We start from the raw sequence: 16832 nt of genomic DNA on the forward strand, positions 1-16832 counted from the left end.
TTAATGCATCAACCAGCGTCGCATGGCAAAACTCAATGCATCCACCATGGCGACCAGTATCAGCATAGCGATAATGACCGTGGCGGCGGTCTGCATCTGGAAAAGTGACAGGTGATACTTCAACATCTGCCCAAGGCCACCAGCACCGACCACACCCAATATGGCGGCGGCGCGGATATTGTTTTCCCAGCGGTACAGGGTGTAAGACAGCATTTGCGGCAGGCTTTGTGGCAGCGTGGCATACAGGAAAGCATTGACGGCAGAGGCACCGTTCAGGCGCAACGTGGATTCAGCCTGCGGTGGGGCGTTTTCCAGAACTTCAGCAAACAGGCGACCAAGTACACCGGTGGTATGGGCGGCCAGCGCAATAGTGCCAGCAAAGGGACCAAGGCCAGCGGCAATCAGCATGATGGATGCCCAAACAAGTTCAGGAATGGCACGCGCCACATTCAGGAATAATCGGGTACTGCTTTTTGCCGCCTGGCCAAAGCGGCCGCTGGCTGGCAGGGCCAGGAACAGACCCAGGATGGCTGCAATCAGGGTGCCCAGTGCCGACATGGCCAGGGTTTCAAAAGAGGCCAGAGCGGTTTTTGTCAGCAGGGCAGGGCTGATGTCGGGCGGCGCAAAGCCCTGCAGGAATTCCCAGGTTTTGCCTGCTGCATCGTCACTGAACAGCGCGCGCCATTCCATGTTGAGGCTGACAAAGCTGGCGATCACCAGCAGCATGATGCCCGCACTTAATCCCAGCTTGAGTGGACTTAATAGCGCCGGTGGGGCTGGCATGTTGTTATCTTGCGTACTCATGCCAGCGCTTTGCGGAATAGTTTGCTGGTCAGGTCAGCAAGGCCCACCAGCAGTACGAATACGATGAGCATGGTCGATACTTCATCGCCGGATAACATTTTCATGGATTCATCCATACGCTGACCCAGGCCTCCAGCGCCAACAAAGCCCATCACGACAGAGCCGCGTATGGCACATTCCCATCGGTAGATAGTGTAGGAGATCAGTTCTGGAGCCGCATTGGGTAATGCCCCATAGAGAAAAGCTGTCAGGCGGCTACTGCCATTCCTGAGCAGGCTGTCGGTGGCGTGGGCATCATTGGCTTCCAGGATTTCGGCGTAGACTTTGCCCAGCATGCCGGAATAGGTGAGGGCGATGGCGAATACGCCCGCAGTCGGCCCCAGTCCGACCAGGCGCACAAACAGCAAGGCCCAGACCAGTTCGGGAACGCTGCGCAATAAAACCAGTTTCCAGCGCACGATCTGGCGCAGCAATCTTGCCATGCCATGCATACGTCTGCTGCCTATGCGCGAAATCGATAAGTGCTCATTGACGATCAGTGTCATCGGAATAGCGCCCAGCAGTGCCAGCGTCAGACCTGCTGTGGCAATGGCGATTGTTTGCCAGGTTGCTTCCAGCACGATCAATAAGAATTCTGCGGAATGCGCAGGTGGAAAAAACCCGGATAGAAAACGCCAGGTCGCAGCCAGGCTTTGCGCATCGATCAGTTGCCAGGGTTTGAATTCAGTGATGATCAGCATGGGCCATAGCAACACCAGCATGCATAAGCTGATAGTCATCCGCATGCGCCATGCAGGATCATGCTCAATATCGGTATGGTTCGCCTGCTGTGTCATGTTGCTTAAAAACAGCGGGGTGCATCAGGAAAATCAGTCTGATCCGGCGCAGTCATGTGCAAAGACTGCTGCTCAGGGCTACCTGCATTTCGGTACAGGTCAGCGATCATCTGATCATTGACCTTGTCACTATCGAACATGACTTTGCCAGCGCGCAATCCTATGATGCGCGAGAAGTGCTGACGTGCCAGTTCTACCTGATGCAGGCTGCAGATCAGTGTCGCATTGCGTTGCTTTGCTTCTTGTTGCAAGGTGTTCAGGGTTTGCAGCGCCAACGTTGGGTCGAGAGCAGACAGGGGTTCATCTACCAGTAGCAGGCTGGCATCCGACAATAGCAGACGCGCCAGGCCACAGCGCTGGCGTTCACCACCAGACAGCTTGTCGACCCTGGCATAGAGTTTATGTTGCAGATCAAAACGCTGCAATGCTTGCCAGGCAGACAGTGGGTCTGCTGGCTTGATCAGATTGCGCAGTGCCTGCGCCAGCGTCCATTGCGGCAGGCGTCCGGCCAGTACAGCAGTCACAACGCGCTGACGCGCTGGTAGCGGCGGCGTTTGTGGTGCCAGAAACAGATGGCGGCGCAATGCGTGGCGCGCCCTGTTTGACAGTGCCCAGACATCGTGGTTCATGAATTGGAACTGGCCGTTGGCTGGCTGGTGCGCTGCAGCCAGGGTATGCAATAGCGTGGTTTTCCCCGCACCAGACGGGCCTATGATGGCAATCTGCTCGCCCTGGGCTACCGTCAGGTTCAGGTTTTCAAGTATGTATTGCTGCTCAGTTTGCCCTGCCACCGGAGCAGTATGTACTGCACCGGGAAAAGCCACGCTCAATTGCTGCAAAAGCAGCGGTGCTGCTGGCATTACTTCAGCAGGCCGGCATTATGTGCTGCCGCTTCGATGGCCTTGTAGTTGTCAGCTTTGGTAGGGATGAAGCGCGTCGCACGTTGCAGATCCAGGATTTCCTTGTCTTGCGGATTGGCCGGATCAAGATTCAGGAATGCATCTGTGATTTTTTTGCGTAGTTCGGCAGGCATGTCGGCGCGTACCGACCAGTTATAGTCAAAGTAGCCTGGAGTCGTATAAAACACATGCACCAGTTTGGTATCGACCTTGCCTTGCGCCAGCAGTTTTTCCCATACTGAAATATTCAGGGCGCCAGCATCTACCTTGCCGCCAGATACGGCTGCAACAGTGGCATCATGGGCGCCGGAAAAAGCGATGCGCTTCATGTCCGTATCAGGGTTGATTTTGGCGGCCAGCAAGTAAGAGCGTGGCATCAGGTGGCCGGAAGTAGAAGATTCAGAACCAAAAGCAAAAGTCTTGCCTTTCAGGTCTTCTAGCTTGGTAATGTTCTTATCGGTGGTGATGAAGACGGATTTGAATCTTTCATCTTCTTCCCGCTGCACCAGTGGTATGACTTGCTCTTTGCTACGCACCTTGGCTTGTATGAAAGTGAAGCCACCAAACCAGACCATATCCAGCTTTTTATTGACCAGGCCTTCTACTGAGGCGGCATAATCAGTGACGGGAATGAATTCTACCTTCATGCCCAGTTTTTTCTCAAGCATGGTACCCAGAGGTTTGAATTTACGCTGCAACTCTGTCGGTGCTTCGTCGGGGATGGCGGAAACTCTTAAGATTTGCTGCGCATGGGTCAAGCTGGTGAATGCCAGCAAGCTGGCGGCAATCATGATGTTGCGGCGTGAAACTGTAAAGCGGGCGGCAAAATTAGTCATATTATTTCCTGGAAGACCAAAGTAATTGAAATAGGATTTACGCAAAACCGTCACACAGCTACTTGTACTGCCTTCTTCGCTAAAACGTAGCCGGAGTTCAATTGCTGACAGATTGATGTAAGGTGCCAGCGGGTGCTGTAGTTTGCATATTGAAGTGCTGCAAAGACATATATTGACTTTGATTGCGACCAGCTTTTTTGGCTTCATACAGTGCAGCATCGGCACACTTGAGCAGGGAATTGGCATCAATATCAGGATGCTTATAGAAATTGCTAAAGCCTATGCTGACACTGATACGCTGGCTAATGCGGGAATTAATATGTGGTATGTTCAAATCCCACACAGCCAGCCGCAGTTTTTCAGCAAACAGCATGGCAGAGTCAGGTGCCATGTTGGGCAACATGAGGATGAATTCTTCACCACCAAAACGGGCCAGTACATCGGTTGCACGCATCAATTGTTTGCGCAGGGCGGTGGCGACTTGTATTAGCGCCTTGTCTCCCGCCACATGGCCATAGCTGTCGTTATATTCCTTGAAGTAATCGATATCGACCATGAACACTGACATGGGCACACTATGACGCACGGCATGGCCCAGGGCCATTTTGTAATGCTCATCAAAGAAGCGACGGTTATAAATGCCTGTCAGGCTGTCGGTGGTGGCTTCTCGCTTCAGCGCTTCAGAATGTGTGCGCAAGATTTTTTCGCGTTTGATCGATGTGGTCGAGTCACTGATCTGTATCAGGCAATGACGCTCGCCATACTCCGCAGTAATCGGCGTGATGGTGATGGATTGATCGATGCGGCTTTTCCCATCATCTTGCTCGTTGCGCTGAAACAACGGCAAGGGTGAGCGATGCAAGGCATTTGACAAAACCACAGGCAGGCCATAACTCAGTGTATTGGTGATGGCATTCAGGATGGCACGGCTGGGCAACTCTTCAAAAGCTTCGGAGATGTGCTTGCCGATGACCTGTTTGGCGGGAATGCCTGTGTGTCTCTCCACCCAGCCATTCCACAGGTGCACAGTCTGTTGCGCGTCAAGCACAATCAGTCCCAGGCTGATGGAATTGAATATTTGCTCCATTGCAAATGGAGACGGTGACAGCAACTGCGCCATTACACTGCTCCCAAAAAGCGCTCAAGCTGGATAATCAAACCTTTTAAAGATGTGGAACTCAACAAGAAAATCAGGTGGCCTTCAGAATGTCGCCTTTCTATCGCCAGGTCGATATGCAACAACAGGACGTAAGGTTGATCGAGATCGTCACTGACACGACGGAAAATTTCTTCGGTCGTTGCCACTGAGTAATCTGGTAATGAGCAGTTCAGCGGAATATTCAGCATATCTGCCATCGCGGACAGGCAGGCATTGAGGATGATATTGCCGAGTTCGCACATCGCTTCCTGTTCAAATTCGGCCAGGTCTTCCAGGCTGATTTGCGACCCCATCATGTCGCGCACAATTTCCAGGGCGTGTTCTTCAGTGAACAGGAGGATTGCTTCTGCTTCAAACGAGCCACTAAAGGTTTGGTGCACTGTGCCAAAGCGCTCACTTTGCAAACCCATTGCAGAAACATCAATTTCCGAGGATTTTCGGATTTCGACAGAAGGGACCGACAAGCGAACTTCTTCTCCTACAATGTCACTCAGGCTGGCAGCAGCTCTGCCAGCGCCGACATTGAAGACCTCACTTAGTGCATCGAGATGAAGTTCGGTGAGGGAATTCATTATTCGCTCGCGAAATAATTGAGGACGATGGTGATGGATTTTTCAGTGACTGGTTTGGCGACAAAAATGGTGCCTATGGAGGTAGCCCGGTTTTGCATGGTGTCCTGTACATTTGCCGAAAAAATGGCGATGCGTATATGTGGACTGGTTTGCAAAATCTGCTCTGCGGCGTCAGTGCCCAGCATGCCAGGCATGTTGATATCCATGGTGCAATAGTCGGGTTTGTTCTCTATCACTGACTTGATGCCTTCTTCACCACTGCCAGCCTCAAAGAATTCCCAATCCGGATGCACTGCCTTTACATGCGCGCGAATCACCATGCGGGAAACTTTACTATCGTCAACAATGAGTATTTTTTTCATAATGTATTTTATGCAAAACTAATGCACCCAGGAAATGTGAGTGACAGCGTAAATTCATTTTACCTTAGTGCGGCATAAAATTCGCCATTCAGATGATCAATTAATGTTTCAAATGATTACGATTTTTGCTTGAGGCGTCGCCACAGGGTCGTTCTACTGATGCCCAGATAGTCAGCAGCTGCGTCGCGGTTGTTATTGAACTTTTCCATGACCTGTTCCAGTGACTCTGGTGTTGACTGTTTCGTTGAAATAGCGGGTGTATTCTCAGTGATGCTTAACTCGGGCAATGTTTTTGCCACGAAACTCGGTGTCAATGCTTGCAGTGGTTCGGCTGCCAGAAACAGGGCAAGTCGCTCCATCAGGTTGCGTAGTTCTCTTACATTTCCTGGCCAGGCATAAGGTTGTAAAAGCATGCCGCAACTGGCCATTTCTGCGTGCAGATTGGCATGTGGTCTGACGCCAATGGCAGCCAGGGCATGCTTCAGGAACCATACTGCAAGCGGCAGTGTGTCATCTGCACGCTCCCGTAATGCTGGCAAATGCAAGCGTAATACGGCAAGGCGGAAATATAGATCAGCCCGAAACTTTCCTTCTTTTACTCTTGCCACCAGGTCGCAATGTGTGGCACTGATAATGCGTACATCGACAGGTATGGGGCGCATGCTTCCGACCCGCGTGATTTCACGTTCCTCCAATACGCGCAGCAGGCGGGTTTGCAAGGCGAGTGGCATCTCACCAATTTCATCCAGAAATACCGTTCCTCTGTGAGCAATTTCAAACAATCCAGCGTGCCCGCCCCGTTTCGAACCGGTAAATGCACCTTCTTCATAGCCAAACAATTCTGATTCCAGCAAACTCTCGGCAATGGCACCGCAATTCACAGCGACAAAAGGCTGGCGTGCTCTTGTGCTTTCCCGGTGTAAAGCCTGGGCAGCCAGCTCCTTGCCAGTGCCGGTTTCACCTTGCAACAACACTGTTGCAGGAGAGCGGGCAAACAAGGCGATGGACTTGCGCGTAGCCTGCATCAGGGCAGAGTCACCCCGCAAATCGTTAATGCCATGTTTGGCGCGTAGTGATTCTGCTGCCGGATGATGCCGCCCGCGGGCTGATTCCAGTCGCGTCAGTCGAGCGATTTCCAGTGCATCATCAAAGGCCTGACGTATCGAGGTGGCTGAATACATGAAAATGCCAGTCAGTCCAGCTTCCTCAGCCAGGTCAGTAATCAGTCCTGCTCCGACGATGACCTTGATACCACCCGCCTTGAGCTCACTGATCTGGGCGCGCGCATCTTCTTCGGTGACGTAGGTGCGCTGCTCTAGCGGGAAGCCGAAAGTCGCCTTGAAATCCGCCAGTTCTGGCATGGTTTCCTGATAATTGATCAGACCTATTGCGGGTGACACCTTGCGTGCCCTTGCCAGTGCCTGCATGACATCAAAGCCACTGGCCTTGGCAATCACGACCGGGACGGGCAGGCGGTTCTTGAGATAGGCACCGTTGGAGCCAGCCGCAATGACGGCATCGCACCTCTCGGTTTGCAGGCGCTCTTTCAGGTACTGTGCTGCCTCTTCAAAACCCATATGTATGGGCTCTATGTCGGCACTGACATCGTATTCGACCATGATGTCGCGGAACATGTCGAACAGGCGTGAGATGGACACTGTCCAGATAACGGGTTTGTCGTGGGTATCACGTATCGCCGGCGGATGTTTCATATATGTTTCAATTAATGTTTCAAAATTCAATGTGAAACATCATTATGAAACAAATCTGGGTTCCTGAACAAGATTTGTTGTGCGAGCATAGCGAATAAGTATTTGATTTATATACACATCATCCAGAAACAGCAGGGTGTGCCTGCAGGCTGGCACGCTCATTGCAATGTCTATCCCAGAATCTGTTCATTAACCTGAAAGCATACACATGAGTACATACTCCGCAGGTGCCGCCTTCCGTAAGGCGATGCAGGAAGAATCCCCGCTTCAAGTCGTGGGCGCAATCAATGCCAACCATGCCTTGCTGGCAAAACGTGCCGGTTTCAAGGCAATTTATCTGTCTGGTGGCGGCGTTGCTGCCGGTTCCCTGGGTTTGCCTGATCTGGGCATCTCCAATCTTGACGATGTCCTCACTGATGTGCGCCGCATTACTGACGTTTGCGACCTGCCTTTGCTGGTGGATGTGGATACCGGCTTTGGTTCATCCGCCTTCAATGTGGCACGTACCGTCAAATCCATGATCAAGTTCGGCGCTGCAGCCATTCATATTGAAGATCAGGTCGGGGCCAAGCGTTGTGGTCACCGTCCAGGCAAAGAGATCGTCAGCAAACAGGAAATGGTTGACCGCGTCAAGGCCGCAGTCGATGCGCGTACCGATGAAAACTTCGTCATCATGGCCCGTACTGATGCCCTGGCCGTTGAAGGTCTGGAAGCTGCCATCGAACGTGCCCTGGCTTGTGTGGAGGCAGGTGCCGACATGATCTTCCCGGAAGCGATTACCGAACTGGCGATGTACAAGCAGTTTGCCAATGCCGTCAAAGTGCCTATCCTGGCAAATATCACGGAATTCGGTGCTACTCCTTTGTTTTCTGTCGACGAACTGGCCGCAGTGGATGTGGGTCTTGTTTTGTATCCATTGTCAGCTTTCCGCGCCATGAACAAGGCAGCAGAAAACGTCTACGGCGCGATACGCCGTGACGGTACGCAAAAGAATGTCGTCGACACCATGCAGACCCGCATGGAATTGTATGAGCGCATCAATTACCACGACTTTGAGCAAAAGCTGGATGCTCTGTTTGCCCAGCAAAAATCCAAATAAAAACCAAATAGACTTCCCGGCCTTGTGCTGTATCAAGCCAGCGGGCGGGAATAGCACTTCTAATGTACCAATGGAGAAATAATCATGACTGAAGCCGTTCCATTCAAACCAAAGAAATCCGTTGCCCTGTCTGGCGTTACTGCTGGCAATACCGCGCTTTGCACTGTAGGTAAAACAGGCAATGACCTGCATTACCGTGGCTACGATATCCTGGATGTGGCCGACGCCTGCGAATTTGAAGAAATTGCCCATTTGCTGGTGCATGGCAAATTGCCGACTGTCGCAGAGTTGCGTGGTTACAAAGCTAAATTGAAGGCCCTGCGTGGCTTGCCAGCCAATGTCAAGGCGGCACTCGAATGGCTACCAGCCTCTTCTCATCCTATGGATGTCATGCGTACCGGTGTGTCTGCACTGGGTTGCGTATTGCCAGAAAAAGATGACCACAATAATCCTGGCGCACGCGATATCGCTGACCGCCTGATGGCTTCGCTGGGTTCCATGCTGCTGTACTGGTACCATTACAGTCATAATGGCAAACGCATAGAAACTGAAACCGATGATGAATCCATAGGCGGCCATTTCCTGCATCTGCTGCATGGTGAAAAGCCAAGTGCGTCGTGGGAAAAAGCCATGCATACTTCATTGATACTGTATGCAGAGCATGAGTTCAATGCATCGACCTTTACTGGTCGTGTCATCGCAGGCACAGGTTCTGACATGTATTCTGCCATCACCGGCGCTATTGGTGCCTTGCGTGGCCCTAAACACGGTGGCGCGAATGAAGTCGCGTTTGAAATCCAGAAACGTTATGACAATCCAGATGAAGCAGAAGCCGATATCAAGAAACGTGTGGAGAACAAGGAAGTCGTGATTGGTTTTGGTCACCCTGTGTACACTATCTCTGATCCACGCAACAAGGTCATCAAGGAAGTCGCGCGCAACCTGTCTAAAGAAGCGGGCGCGATGAAGATGTTTGATATTGCCGAACGTCTGGAAACCGTGATGTGGGATATCAAAAAGATGTTTCCTAACCTGGACTGGTTTTCTGCCGTGTCCTACCACATGATGGGTGTACCGACTGCCATGTTCACTCCTCTATTCGTGATCGCGCGTACCTCTGGCTGGGCGGCACACATCATAGAACAGCGTATCGATAACAAGATCATTCGCCCTAGCGCTAATTATGTTGGCCCTGAAGACCTGAAATTTGTTCCTTTGAATAAACGCAAATAAATAAACGCAAATAAATCAACGAGAGTAAATAAGCCAGAGGTTGCAAAATGAAAGTGCAGGCAGACCTGTCCAAACTCAGTACCAGACGCGCTGTGAGGCAAGATCTGCCTCGCCTGCTGGAACTCATTGCTGATGATGATCTGGGCAAGAACCGTGAAGGCGTAGGCTCGGAGGATGCATGTTATTCAGAAGCCTTTGACCGCATAACAACCGACGATAATCAGTTCTTGATGGTAGCTGAGCTGGATGGCCGCATCATTGCCATGCAGCAGGTGACGTTCATCCCTGGCCTGAGCAGGAAAGGCGCTACCCGCGCCATGATAGAAAGCGTGCGGGTTGATGGCTACTTGCGTGGCCAGGGCATAGGTCACTGGTTCATAAAGCAGGCGATACAACTGGCAAGCGAACGTGGTTGCCAATTGGTTCAACTGACCAGTGACAAGAAGCGCATACAGGCGCACAGGTTCTATGGAAGTTTGGGCTTCACCGCATCACATGAAGGTTTCAAGTTACAACTCTGAGCTGCCTTGAATATCGAATACTAATATTGACAATAGCGAGCCATGAATACTCAATTCCGCAAGCCACTACCAGGCACTACACTGGACTATTTTGATACACGCGAAGCAGTCGATGCGATCGTGCCAGGTTCCTATGACAAGCTGCCATACACCTCACGCGTACTGGCAGAAAACCTGGTGCGCCGCTGTGACCCGGCTACGCTCACCGATTCTCTGCGCCAGTTCATTGAACGCAAGCGCGACCTTGATTTTCCCTGGTTCCCGGCGCGTGTAGTATGCCACGATATCCTCGGTCAGACTGCGCTGGTTGATCTGGCAGGTCTGCGCGATGCGATTGCCCTGCAAGGTGGGGATCCTGCCTTGGTCAATCCTGTGGTGCCTACGCAACTGGTGGTGGATCATTCGCTGGCTGTTGAGTGCGGCGGTTTTGATCCGGATGCCTTCAACAAAAACCGTGCAATTGAAGACAGGCGGAACGAAGACCGTTTTGACTTCATCAACTGGACAAAAAAGGCATTCAAGAATGTCGATGTGATCCCGCCCGGCAATGGCATCCTGCATCAGATTAATCTGGAACGCATGTCACCAGTCGTGCAAGTCACAGATGGTGTGGCTTATCCGGATACCCTGGTCGGTACTGACAGCCATACACCCATGGTGGATGCGCTGGGAGTGATTGCGATTGGTGTCGGTGGTCTGGAAGCAGAAAGCGTCATGCTGGGTCGCGCATCCTGGATGCGTTTGCCAGACATCATCGGTGTCGAGCTGGCAGGCAAACCGCAGGAAGGTATCACGGCAACAGACACGGTGCTGGCATTGACAGAGTTTTTGCGCAATCAAAAAGTCGTGTCATCTTACCTGGAATTTTATGGCGAAGGTGCATCCCACCTGACCCTGGGTGACCGCGCAACGATTTCCAACATGGCACCGGAATTTGGTTCCACTGCTGCGATGTTCTACATCGATGAGCAAACCATCAAATACCTGAAACTCACGGGCCGCGATGATGAATTGGTCAAGCTGGTAGAAACCTATGCCAAAGAAACTGGTCTGTGGGCAGATACACTGAAGAATGCGGAATATGAACGCGTACTGAAGTTTGATCTGTCTTCTGTCGTGCGCAACATCGCTGGCCCGTCCAACCCGCACAAGCGTGTGCCGACTTCAGAACTGGCAGCACGTGGCATCAGCGGCACGGTAGAAAATGAGCCTGGTCTGATGCCAGATGGTGCCGTCATCATCGCCGCTATCACCAGTTGCACCAATACCAATAACCCGCGCAATATGGTGGCTGCCGGTTTGCTGGCACGCAATGCCAACAAGCTGGGTCTGACTCGCAAGCCATGGGTCAAGAGTTCACTCGCTCCTGGTTCCAAGGCTGTGACCCTGTACTTGGAAGAAGCCAATCTCATGCCTGAGCTGGAGCAACTGGGTTTTGGTGTGGTTGCGTATGCCTGCACATCCTGTAACGGCATGTCGGGTGCGCTTGATCCTGTCATCCAGAAAGAAATCATAGACCGTGACCTGTATGCGACGGCTGTGTTGTCGGGTAACCGTAATTTTGATGGTCGTATTCATCCGTATGCGCAACAAGCTTTCCTGGCTTCGCCGCCGCTGGTGGTCGCATATGCCATCGCTGGCACCATCCGTTTTGATATTGAGAAAGATGTGCTGGGGCTGGATGCAGAAGGCAAGCCAGTGACACTCAAAGACATCTGGCCGACCGATGCCGAGATCGATGCCGTGGTCGCTGCCAGCGTCAAGCCTGAACAATTCCGCAAGGTTTATATTCCCATGTTTGCCAAACAGGTTGATGACGGTGAAAAAGTCAGTCCCCTGTACGACTGGCGTCCACAGACTACCTACATCCGCCGCCCACCATATTGGGAAGGTGCATTGGCAGGGGCGCGCAGCATGAAAGGCATGCGTGCGCTGGCAGTATTGGGTGACAACATCACGACAGATCATCTGTCACCATCAAATGCCATCATGCTCGATAGTGCCGCTGGTGAATACCTCGCCAAGATGGGTTTGCCGGAGGAAGATTTCAATTCTTATGCGACCCACCGTGGTGATCATTTGACGGCACAACGAGCTACCTTTGCCAACCCGACCTTGAAGAATGAAATGGTCGTGGTAGATGGCAAGGTCAAGGCAGGTTCACTGGCCCGTATCGAACCCGAAGGCAAAATCACCCGCATGTGGGAAGCCATAGAAACTTATATGGAACGCAAACAACCGCTGATCGTGATTGCCGGCGCCGATTATGGCCAGGGCTCATCACGTGACTGGGCAGCCAAGGGTGTGCGCCTGGCGGGTGTGGAAGTGATTGTTGCTGAAGGTTTCGAGCGCATACACCGCACCAACCTGGTCGGCATGGGTGTCTTGCCGCTGGAGTTCTTGCCAGGCGTGAACCGCCTGACCCTGAACATTGATGGCACAGAAACCTTTGATGTCATAGGTGAGCGTATGCCACGCGCAACCCTGACCCTGATCATCAACCGCAAGAATGGTGAATCTGTGGCAGTGCCTGTGCTGTGCCGCCTCGATACGGCAGAAGAAGTGTCGATTTATGAAGCCGGTGGTGTCTTGCAGCGTTTTGCACAGGACTTCCTGGAGTCTGCCAAGGCTGCATGAGTTTTATTGACACTGCGTGCTAGCACTACTCTTGATTGAGTAGTGCTGCCTCTGAATCAAATTTTAAAGAATTTAAGACTATGGCCCATCTTCCACAGATCAAAATCCCGGCGACGTATATGCGCGGCGGCACCAGCAAGGGTGTGTTTTTTCGCCTGCAGGATTTGCCCGAGGCTGCGCAACAGCCAGGCGCAGCACGTGATGCCTTGCTGCTGCGCGTGATAGGCAGCCCCGACCCATATGGCAAGCAGATCGATGGCATGGGTGGTGCGACATCAAGCACCAGCAAGACTGTCATTCTCTCAAAAAGTAGCAAGCCAGATCACGATGTTGATTACCTGTTTGGCCAGGTGGCTATAGATAAAGCTTTTGTTGACTGGAGCGGCAATTGCGGCAACCTGTCCGCCGCTGTCGGTGCCTTTGCCATCAGTGCTGGCCTTGTTGATGCTGAGCGTCTGCCTCAAAACGGTATTGCCACGATACGTGTTTGGCAGGAAAATATCAGCAAGACCATCATTGCCCATGTGCCGATGACCGAAGGGGTAGTACAGGAAACTGGTGATTTTGAACTTGATGGAGTCACCTTTCCGGCGGCAGAAGTACAGCTTGAATTCATGGACCCGGCAGCCGATGAAGAGGGTGCAGGTGGCTCGATGTTCCCGACTGGCAATCTGGTCGATGACCTGGACGTACCGGGTGTCGGTATGCTGAAGGCAACCATGATCAACGCCGGTATTCCCACCATCTTCATCAATGCAGAAGCGATAGGCTATACAGGTACTGAATTGCAGGATGCCATCAATGGTGATGCCAAGGCTCTTGCCATGTTTGAGACTATACGTGCGCATGGCGCATTGCGTATGGGTCTGATCAAGGATATCTCTGAAGCGGCACAACGCCAGCATACTCCCAAGGTAGCTTTTGTTGCCAAGGCTGCTGACTACACTTCGTCCAGCGGCAAACAAGTCCAGACAGCGGATATCGATTTGCTGGTACGTGCCCTGTCCATGGGCAAGCTGCATCATGCGATGATGGGGACAGCAGCCGTGGCTATCGGTACTGCGGCAGCAATCCCCGGCACCCTCGTGAATTTGGCTGCTGGCGGTGGTACACGCACTGCGGTGCGTTTTGGTCACCCATCCGGCACTTTGCGGGTGGGCGCAGAAGCGACGCAAGTCAACGGCGAATGGAGTGTCACCAAGGCCATCATGAGCCGCAGCGCACGTGTGCTCATGGAAGGTTGGGTACGCATACCCGGTGGCGGCTTCTGATTCTTTTTTGGCTGTTGGCGTGCCTGGTAAGCCTGCAGCAAGCAAAGTAATTCAAGATAAACATAACCAACACTCAGGTGGAAGCACCTGAGTGCATGGCAGGTTTGCGCCCGGATTTTTGTGCAAAAAAACTGTGAAATGAAGGATAAGCATGTGGTACACCCTCGCCGGCAGTTTGAACTCCATCTTTATACTGATCAGCCTGTACGGGATCTGGTCACAGGTGAAGATGGTTTGGGATAGAAAGGCTGCGGCACGGACAGCGCTTGGAGTGAATGGTAGTGAGAGCGAAAAGCCGACTGACTTGCTGTCCTTAAACCAGTTCACTGTCAGCTTCCTGGCGTATTGCTCATTCTTTGTTTATGGTTATTCCATACGGCCATTCAATCATTTCATTGTCTGGCCGAGGATGATAGCAGCGATGCTGATACTGGTTTTGTTGTGGGAAATTTATACAGACCGCAAGACCAAACTTGCTTTTGCTTCTTCCATGATGGCGGCAGTCATCATGTTCCTGGCCTTGTCGGGGCTGATGATCAGCAGGGTTTTTGATGGAACTTTTATAGATGAAGGTCGCGAGGTTTCTCAAAGCCTGATCGTGCTGGTTACCCTGTTTTTGGCCCAGGGATATGCGCATCAGATCAGTCTGATCTGGAAGTCTGGTAAAACCGGCGCGGTCTCGTTGAAAATGAGCCAGTTCATTTTGGCCATGGATGTGACGACGATCTTGTTTGCCTTTGCCATGGGTTTGCAGACTGGTTGGCCTTTATTGTTTTTGGCGACGGTCAGTGCCATCACCAAGATGGCGATCATGTACTTGTTTAGATGGGTGGAATTCAGTCCTCGGGCGCGACAGCGCAGGAGCGGCTTTGCCTGAGTCCTGATTGTAAATTGTAAAAAATGCGGTTCCAGTGATAATAAAATGAAGGAGATACCATGTCTTATGCTGCTTTTTATCAAAAATCCATACAAGCGCCCGAAGCTTTCTGGGACCAGGAAGCCAAACTGATAGACTGGCACAAGCCTTATGATCAGGTGTTGGATCATAGCAAACCACCATTTGCCAAATGGTATGTCGGCGGTGAAACCAATCTCTGCCATAACGCTGTCGATCGCTGGCTGGCTACCCAGGCAGACCAGCCCGCGCTGATCGCCATTTCTACTGAAACCAATATCGAAAAAACTTATAGTTTTACCGAGTTGCATGCAGAAGTGCAGCGCATGGCTGCCATCATGCTTAGCCTGGGTGTCAAGCAGGGCGACAGGGTGTTGATCTACATGCCCATGATTGCCGAAGCGGCGTTTGCCATGCTCGCCTGCGCCCGCATAGGTGCCGTGCATTCCGTCGTGTTTGGTGGTTTTGCTTCAAAGAGCCTGGGTACGCGGCTTGATGATGCGAAGCCTGTACTGGTGGTATCGGCTGATGCTGGCATGCGAGGTGGTAAAGCTGTGCCATATAAACCCTTGCTGGATGAGGCCATAGCCTTGGCTGAGCACAAACCTGCACATGTCTTGCTGGTGAATCGCGGTCTGGACGAAATGAAGTTGGTGGCCGGGCGTGATGTTGATTATGCGACAGCCAGAGCGCAGCATCTGGATGCACAAGTACCTGTAACCTGGCTGGAATCAAACGTCATGTCCTACGTCTTGTACACCTCGGGTACGACGGGCAAGCCCAAAGGTGTGCAGCGTGATGTCGGTGGTTATGCAGTGGCGCTGGCGTCGTCGATGAAGCATATTTTCTGCGGCAAGCCGGGAGAAACCTATTTTGCGACTTCGGACATAGGCTGGGTGGTGGGTCACTCGTACATCGTCTATGGTCCGTTAATTGCTGGTATGGCCACCATCATGTATGAAGGTACGCCTATACGCCCTGATGCTGGCATCTGGTGGAGCATCGTCGAGAAATACAAGGTCACGCGTATGTTCTCGGCGCCGACTGCAGTGCGCGTCTTGAAAAAGCATCCGCCTGAGCTAATGCGCAAATATGATTTGTCCTCGCTCAAAGCTCTTTACCTGGCAGGTGAGCCGCTTGATGAAACTACTTCAAGCTGGATAGCAACCGAGCTTGGCGTGCCCATTGTCGACAATTACTGGCAAACCGAGACTGGCTGGCCCATATTGTCGGTCGCGCGTGGCGTTGAGCAGACCGCCACCCGCCTCGGTAGTCCAGGAGTAGCCATGTACGGTTATGACGTACGCATCATCAATGAAAACACGGGTGCAGAATGTGCAGCCAATGAAAAAGGTGTAGTTGCTATCAAAGGGCCGTTGCCACCAGGTTGCATGCAAACCGTGTATGGCGACGACCAGCGTTTTGTAAATACCTACTGGTCCAATTTCTCGCATGAGCAATTATATTCAACCTTTGACTGGGGCATCAGGGATGCTGATGGCTATTACTTCATCCTTGGCCGCACCGATGATGTCATCAATGTTGCAGGGCACAGGCTGGGTACCCGTGAGATAGAAGAGAGCATTTCCAGCCATCCACAAATTTCTGAAGTGGCGGTGGTGGGTGTGGAAGATAAGCTAAAGGGCCAAGTGGCTGTGGCTTTTGCCATACTCAAAAATCCTGAACTGGCTGAAACGCCAGAACAAAAGCGGGCGTTGGAAGCCGAGGTCATGAGTGTGGTTGACAAGCAGCTAGGGGCAGTTGCAAGACCGTCACGTGTGCATTTTGTCAGCATGTTGCCGAAAACCCGCTCCGGTAAGTTGCTGCGCCGATCCATACAGGCGATTTGCGAAGGACGTGAAGCTGGGGATTTGACGACGATAGAAGACCCTTCTTCCTTGCAGCAAATTCAGGCAGCGCTGACGGCTTGAGTATTAACAATTAGGCACAAAACCAAAGGGAGCATTTGCTCCCTTTGGTTTTGCACACAGACAGG

Annotated in this window: 15 protein-coding genes; 7 read left to right on the plus strand and 8 right to left on the minus strand. The window is 52.1% G+C overall.

Annotation, left to right across the window (positions count from 1 at the left end; translation table 11 throughout):
- The 8 genes from phnE to prpR form a co-directional block, all read right to left on the minus strand.
- Nucleotides 1–804, minus strand: a complete 804-nt coding sequence (phnE, locus tag Q8K39_RS18495) for a phosphonate ABC transporter, permease protein PhnE (RefSeq protein ID WP_305262542.1) — start codon at nt 802–804, stop codon at nt 1–3.
- Entirely contained in the window at nt 801–1640 is an 840-nt protein-coding gene (locus Q8K39_RS18500; protein WP_186951963.1) for an ABC transporter permease, read from the minus strand. The genes phnE and Q8K39_RS18500 overlap by 4 nt, the downstream gene beginning before the upstream one ends.
- A 5-nt stretch (nt 1641–1645) precedes the next feature.
- A complete protein-coding gene (locus tag Q8K39_RS18505; RefSeq protein ID WP_305262544.1) occupies nt 1646–2500 on the minus strand; it encodes a phosphonate ABC transporter ATP-binding protein in 855 nt (284 codons plus the stop codon).
- Entirely contained in the window at nt 2500–3330 is an 831-nt protein-coding gene (locus Q8K39_RS18510; protein ID WP_305262801.1) for a putative selenate ABC transporter substrate-binding protein, read from the minus strand. Before Q8K39_RS18510 ends, Q8K39_RS18505 begins: the two co-directional genes overlap by 1 nt.
- 142 nt (nt 3331–3472) lie before the next feature.
- Nucleotides 3473–4495, minus strand: a complete 1023-nt coding sequence (locus Q8K39_RS18515; protein WP_186951960.1) for a GGDEF domain-containing protein — start codon at nt 4493–4495, stop codon at nt 3473–3475.
- On the minus strand, nt 4495–5106 hold the full coding sequence (locus Q8K39_RS18520; protein ID WP_186951959.1) for a chemotaxis protein CheC: 612 nt from the start codon (nt 5104–5106) through the stop codon (nt 4495–4497). The genes Q8K39_RS18515 and Q8K39_RS18520 overlap by 1 nt, the downstream gene beginning before the upstream one ends.
- Nucleotides 5106–5468 carry a response regulator transcription factor gene (locus Q8K39_RS18525; RefSeq protein ID WP_305262546.1) on the minus strand — a complete coding sequence of 121 codons (363 nt, stop codon included), beginning with the start codon at nt 5466–5468 and terminating at the stop codon, nt 5106–5108. Before Q8K39_RS18525 ends, Q8K39_RS18520 begins: the two co-directional genes overlap by 1 nt.
- Before the next feature lie 116 nt (nt 5469–5584).
- The gene (gene prpR / locus Q8K39_RS18530; protein WP_305262548.1) at nt 5585–7180 is read right to left on the minus strand and encodes a propionate catabolism operon regulatory protein PrpR; all 1596 of its coding nucleotides are present in this window, start codon (nt 7178–7180) and stop codon (nt 5585–5587) included.
- A gap of 208 nt (nt 7181–7388) precedes the next feature.
- Here prpR and prpB point away from each other — a divergent pair, with 208 nt between their 5' ends.
- From prpB to Q8K39_RS18565, 7 genes are all read left to right on the plus strand, one after another.
- Entirely contained in the window at nt 7389–8279 is an 891-nt protein-coding gene (gene prpB, locus Q8K39_RS18535; protein WP_186951956.1) for a methylisocitrate lyase, read from the plus strand.
- A gap of 84 nt (nt 8280–8363) precedes the next feature.
- Nucleotides 8364–9512: a 2-methylcitrate synthase gene (gene prpC, locus Q8K39_RS18540; protein ID WP_305262550.1), complete on the plus strand. Its 1149-nt coding sequence runs from the start codon at nt 8364–8366 to the stop codon at nt 9510–9512.
- A 47-nt stretch (nt 9513–9559) separates the two neighbouring features.
- A complete protein-coding gene (locus tag Q8K39_RS18545) occupies nt 9560–10033 on the plus strand; it encodes a GNAT family N-acetyltransferase (RefSeq protein WP_305262552.1) in 474 nt (157 codons plus the stop codon).
- Between the two features lie 42 nt (nt 10034–10075).
- Nucleotides 10076–12670, plus strand: a complete 2595-nt coding sequence (gene acnD / locus Q8K39_RS18550; RefSeq protein WP_305262554.1) for a Fe/S-dependent 2-methylisocitrate dehydratase AcnD — start codon at nt 10076–10078, stop codon at nt 12668–12670.
- A gap of 80 nt (nt 12671–12750) precedes the next feature.
- On the plus strand, nt 12751–13941 hold the full coding sequence (prpF, locus tag Q8K39_RS18555) for a 2-methylaconitate cis-trans isomerase PrpF (RefSeq protein ID WP_305262556.1): 1191 nt from the start codon (nt 12751–12753) through the stop codon (nt 13939–13941).
- 151 nt (nt 13942–14092) lie between these two features.
- Nucleotides 14093–14818 carry a hypothetical protein gene (locus Q8K39_RS18560; protein ID WP_305262559.1) on the plus strand — a complete coding sequence of 242 codons (726 nt, stop codon included), beginning with the start codon at nt 14093–14095 and terminating at the stop codon, nt 14816–14818.
- A gap of 59 nt (nt 14819–14877) precedes the next feature.
- Nucleotides 14878–16767: a propionate--CoA ligase gene (locus tag Q8K39_RS18565; RefSeq protein WP_305262561.1), complete on the plus strand. Its 1890-nt coding sequence runs from the start codon at nt 14878–14880 to the stop codon at nt 16765–16767.
- The last annotated feature ends 65 nt before the right edge of the window (nt 16768–16832 follow it).

The sequence above is a fragment of the Undibacterium sp. genome, from assembly GCF_030683615.1.
Taxonomy (GTDB): domain Bacteria; phylum Pseudomonadota; class Gammaproteobacteria; order Burkholderiales; family Burkholderiaceae_D; genus Undibacterium; species Undibacterium umbellatum.

What these genes read in the sequence shown, in the direction of transcription:
- acnD (WP_305262554.1), top strand. Translation starts at nt 10,076, where the DNA reads ATGAATACTCAATTCCGCAAGCCACTACCAGGCACTACACTGGACTAT.
- Q8K39_RS18515 (WP_186951960.1), bottom strand. Translation starts at nt 4,495, where the DNA reads ATGGCGCAGTTGCTGTCACCGTCTCCATTTGCAATGGAGCAAATATTC.
- Q8K39_RS18500 (WP_186951963.1), bottom strand. Translation starts at nt 1,640, where the DNA reads ATGACACAGCAGGCGAACCATACCGATATTGAGCATGATCCTGCATGG.
- Q8K39_RS18565 (WP_305262561.1), top strand. Translation starts at nt 14,878, where the DNA reads ATGTCTTATGCTGCTTTTTATCAAAAATCCATACAAGCGCCCGAAGCT.
- Q8K39_RS18525 (WP_305262546.1), bottom strand. Translation starts at nt 5,468, where the DNA reads ATGAAAAAAATACTCATTGTTGACGATAGTAAAGTTTCCCGCATGGTG.
- prpB (WP_186951956.1), top strand. Translation starts at nt 7,389, where the DNA reads ATGAGTACATACTCCGCAGGTGCCGCCTTCCGTAAGGCGATGCAGGAA.
- Q8K39_RS18560 (WP_305262559.1), top strand. Translation starts at nt 14,093, where the DNA reads ATGTGGTACACCCTCGCCGGCAGTTTGAACTCCATCTTTATACTGATC.
- Q8K39_RS18520 (WP_186951959.1), bottom strand. Translation starts at nt 5,106, where the DNA reads ATGAATTCCCTCACCGAACTTCATCTCGATGCACTAAGTGAGGTCTTC.
- prpR (WP_305262548.1), bottom strand. Translation starts at nt 7,180, where the DNA reads ATGAAACATCCGCCGGCGATACGTGATACCCACGACAAACCCGTTATC.
- prpF (WP_305262556.1), top strand. Translation starts at nt 12,751, where the DNA reads ATGGCCCATCTTCCACAGATCAAAATCCCGGCGACGTATATGCGCGGC.
- Q8K39_RS18505 (WP_305262544.1), bottom strand. Translation starts at nt 2,500, where the DNA reads ATGCCAGCAGCACCGCTGCTTTTGCAGCAATTGAGCGTGGCTTTTCCC.
- Q8K39_RS18510 (WP_305262801.1), bottom strand. Translation starts at nt 3,330, where the DNA reads ATGATTGCCGCCAGCTTGCTGGCATTCACCAGCTTGACCCATGCGCAG.
- Q8K39_RS18545 (WP_305262552.1), top strand. Translation starts at nt 9,560, where the DNA reads ATGAAAGTGCAGGCAGACCTGTCCAAACTCAGTACCAGACGCGCTGTG.
- prpC (WP_305262550.1), top strand. Translation starts at nt 8,364, where the DNA reads ATGACTGAAGCCGTTCCATTCAAACCAAAGAAATCCGTTGCCCTGTCT.
- phnE (WP_305262542.1), bottom strand. Translation starts at nt 804, where the DNA reads ATGAGTACGCAAGATAACAACATGCCAGCCCCACCGGCGCTATTAAGT.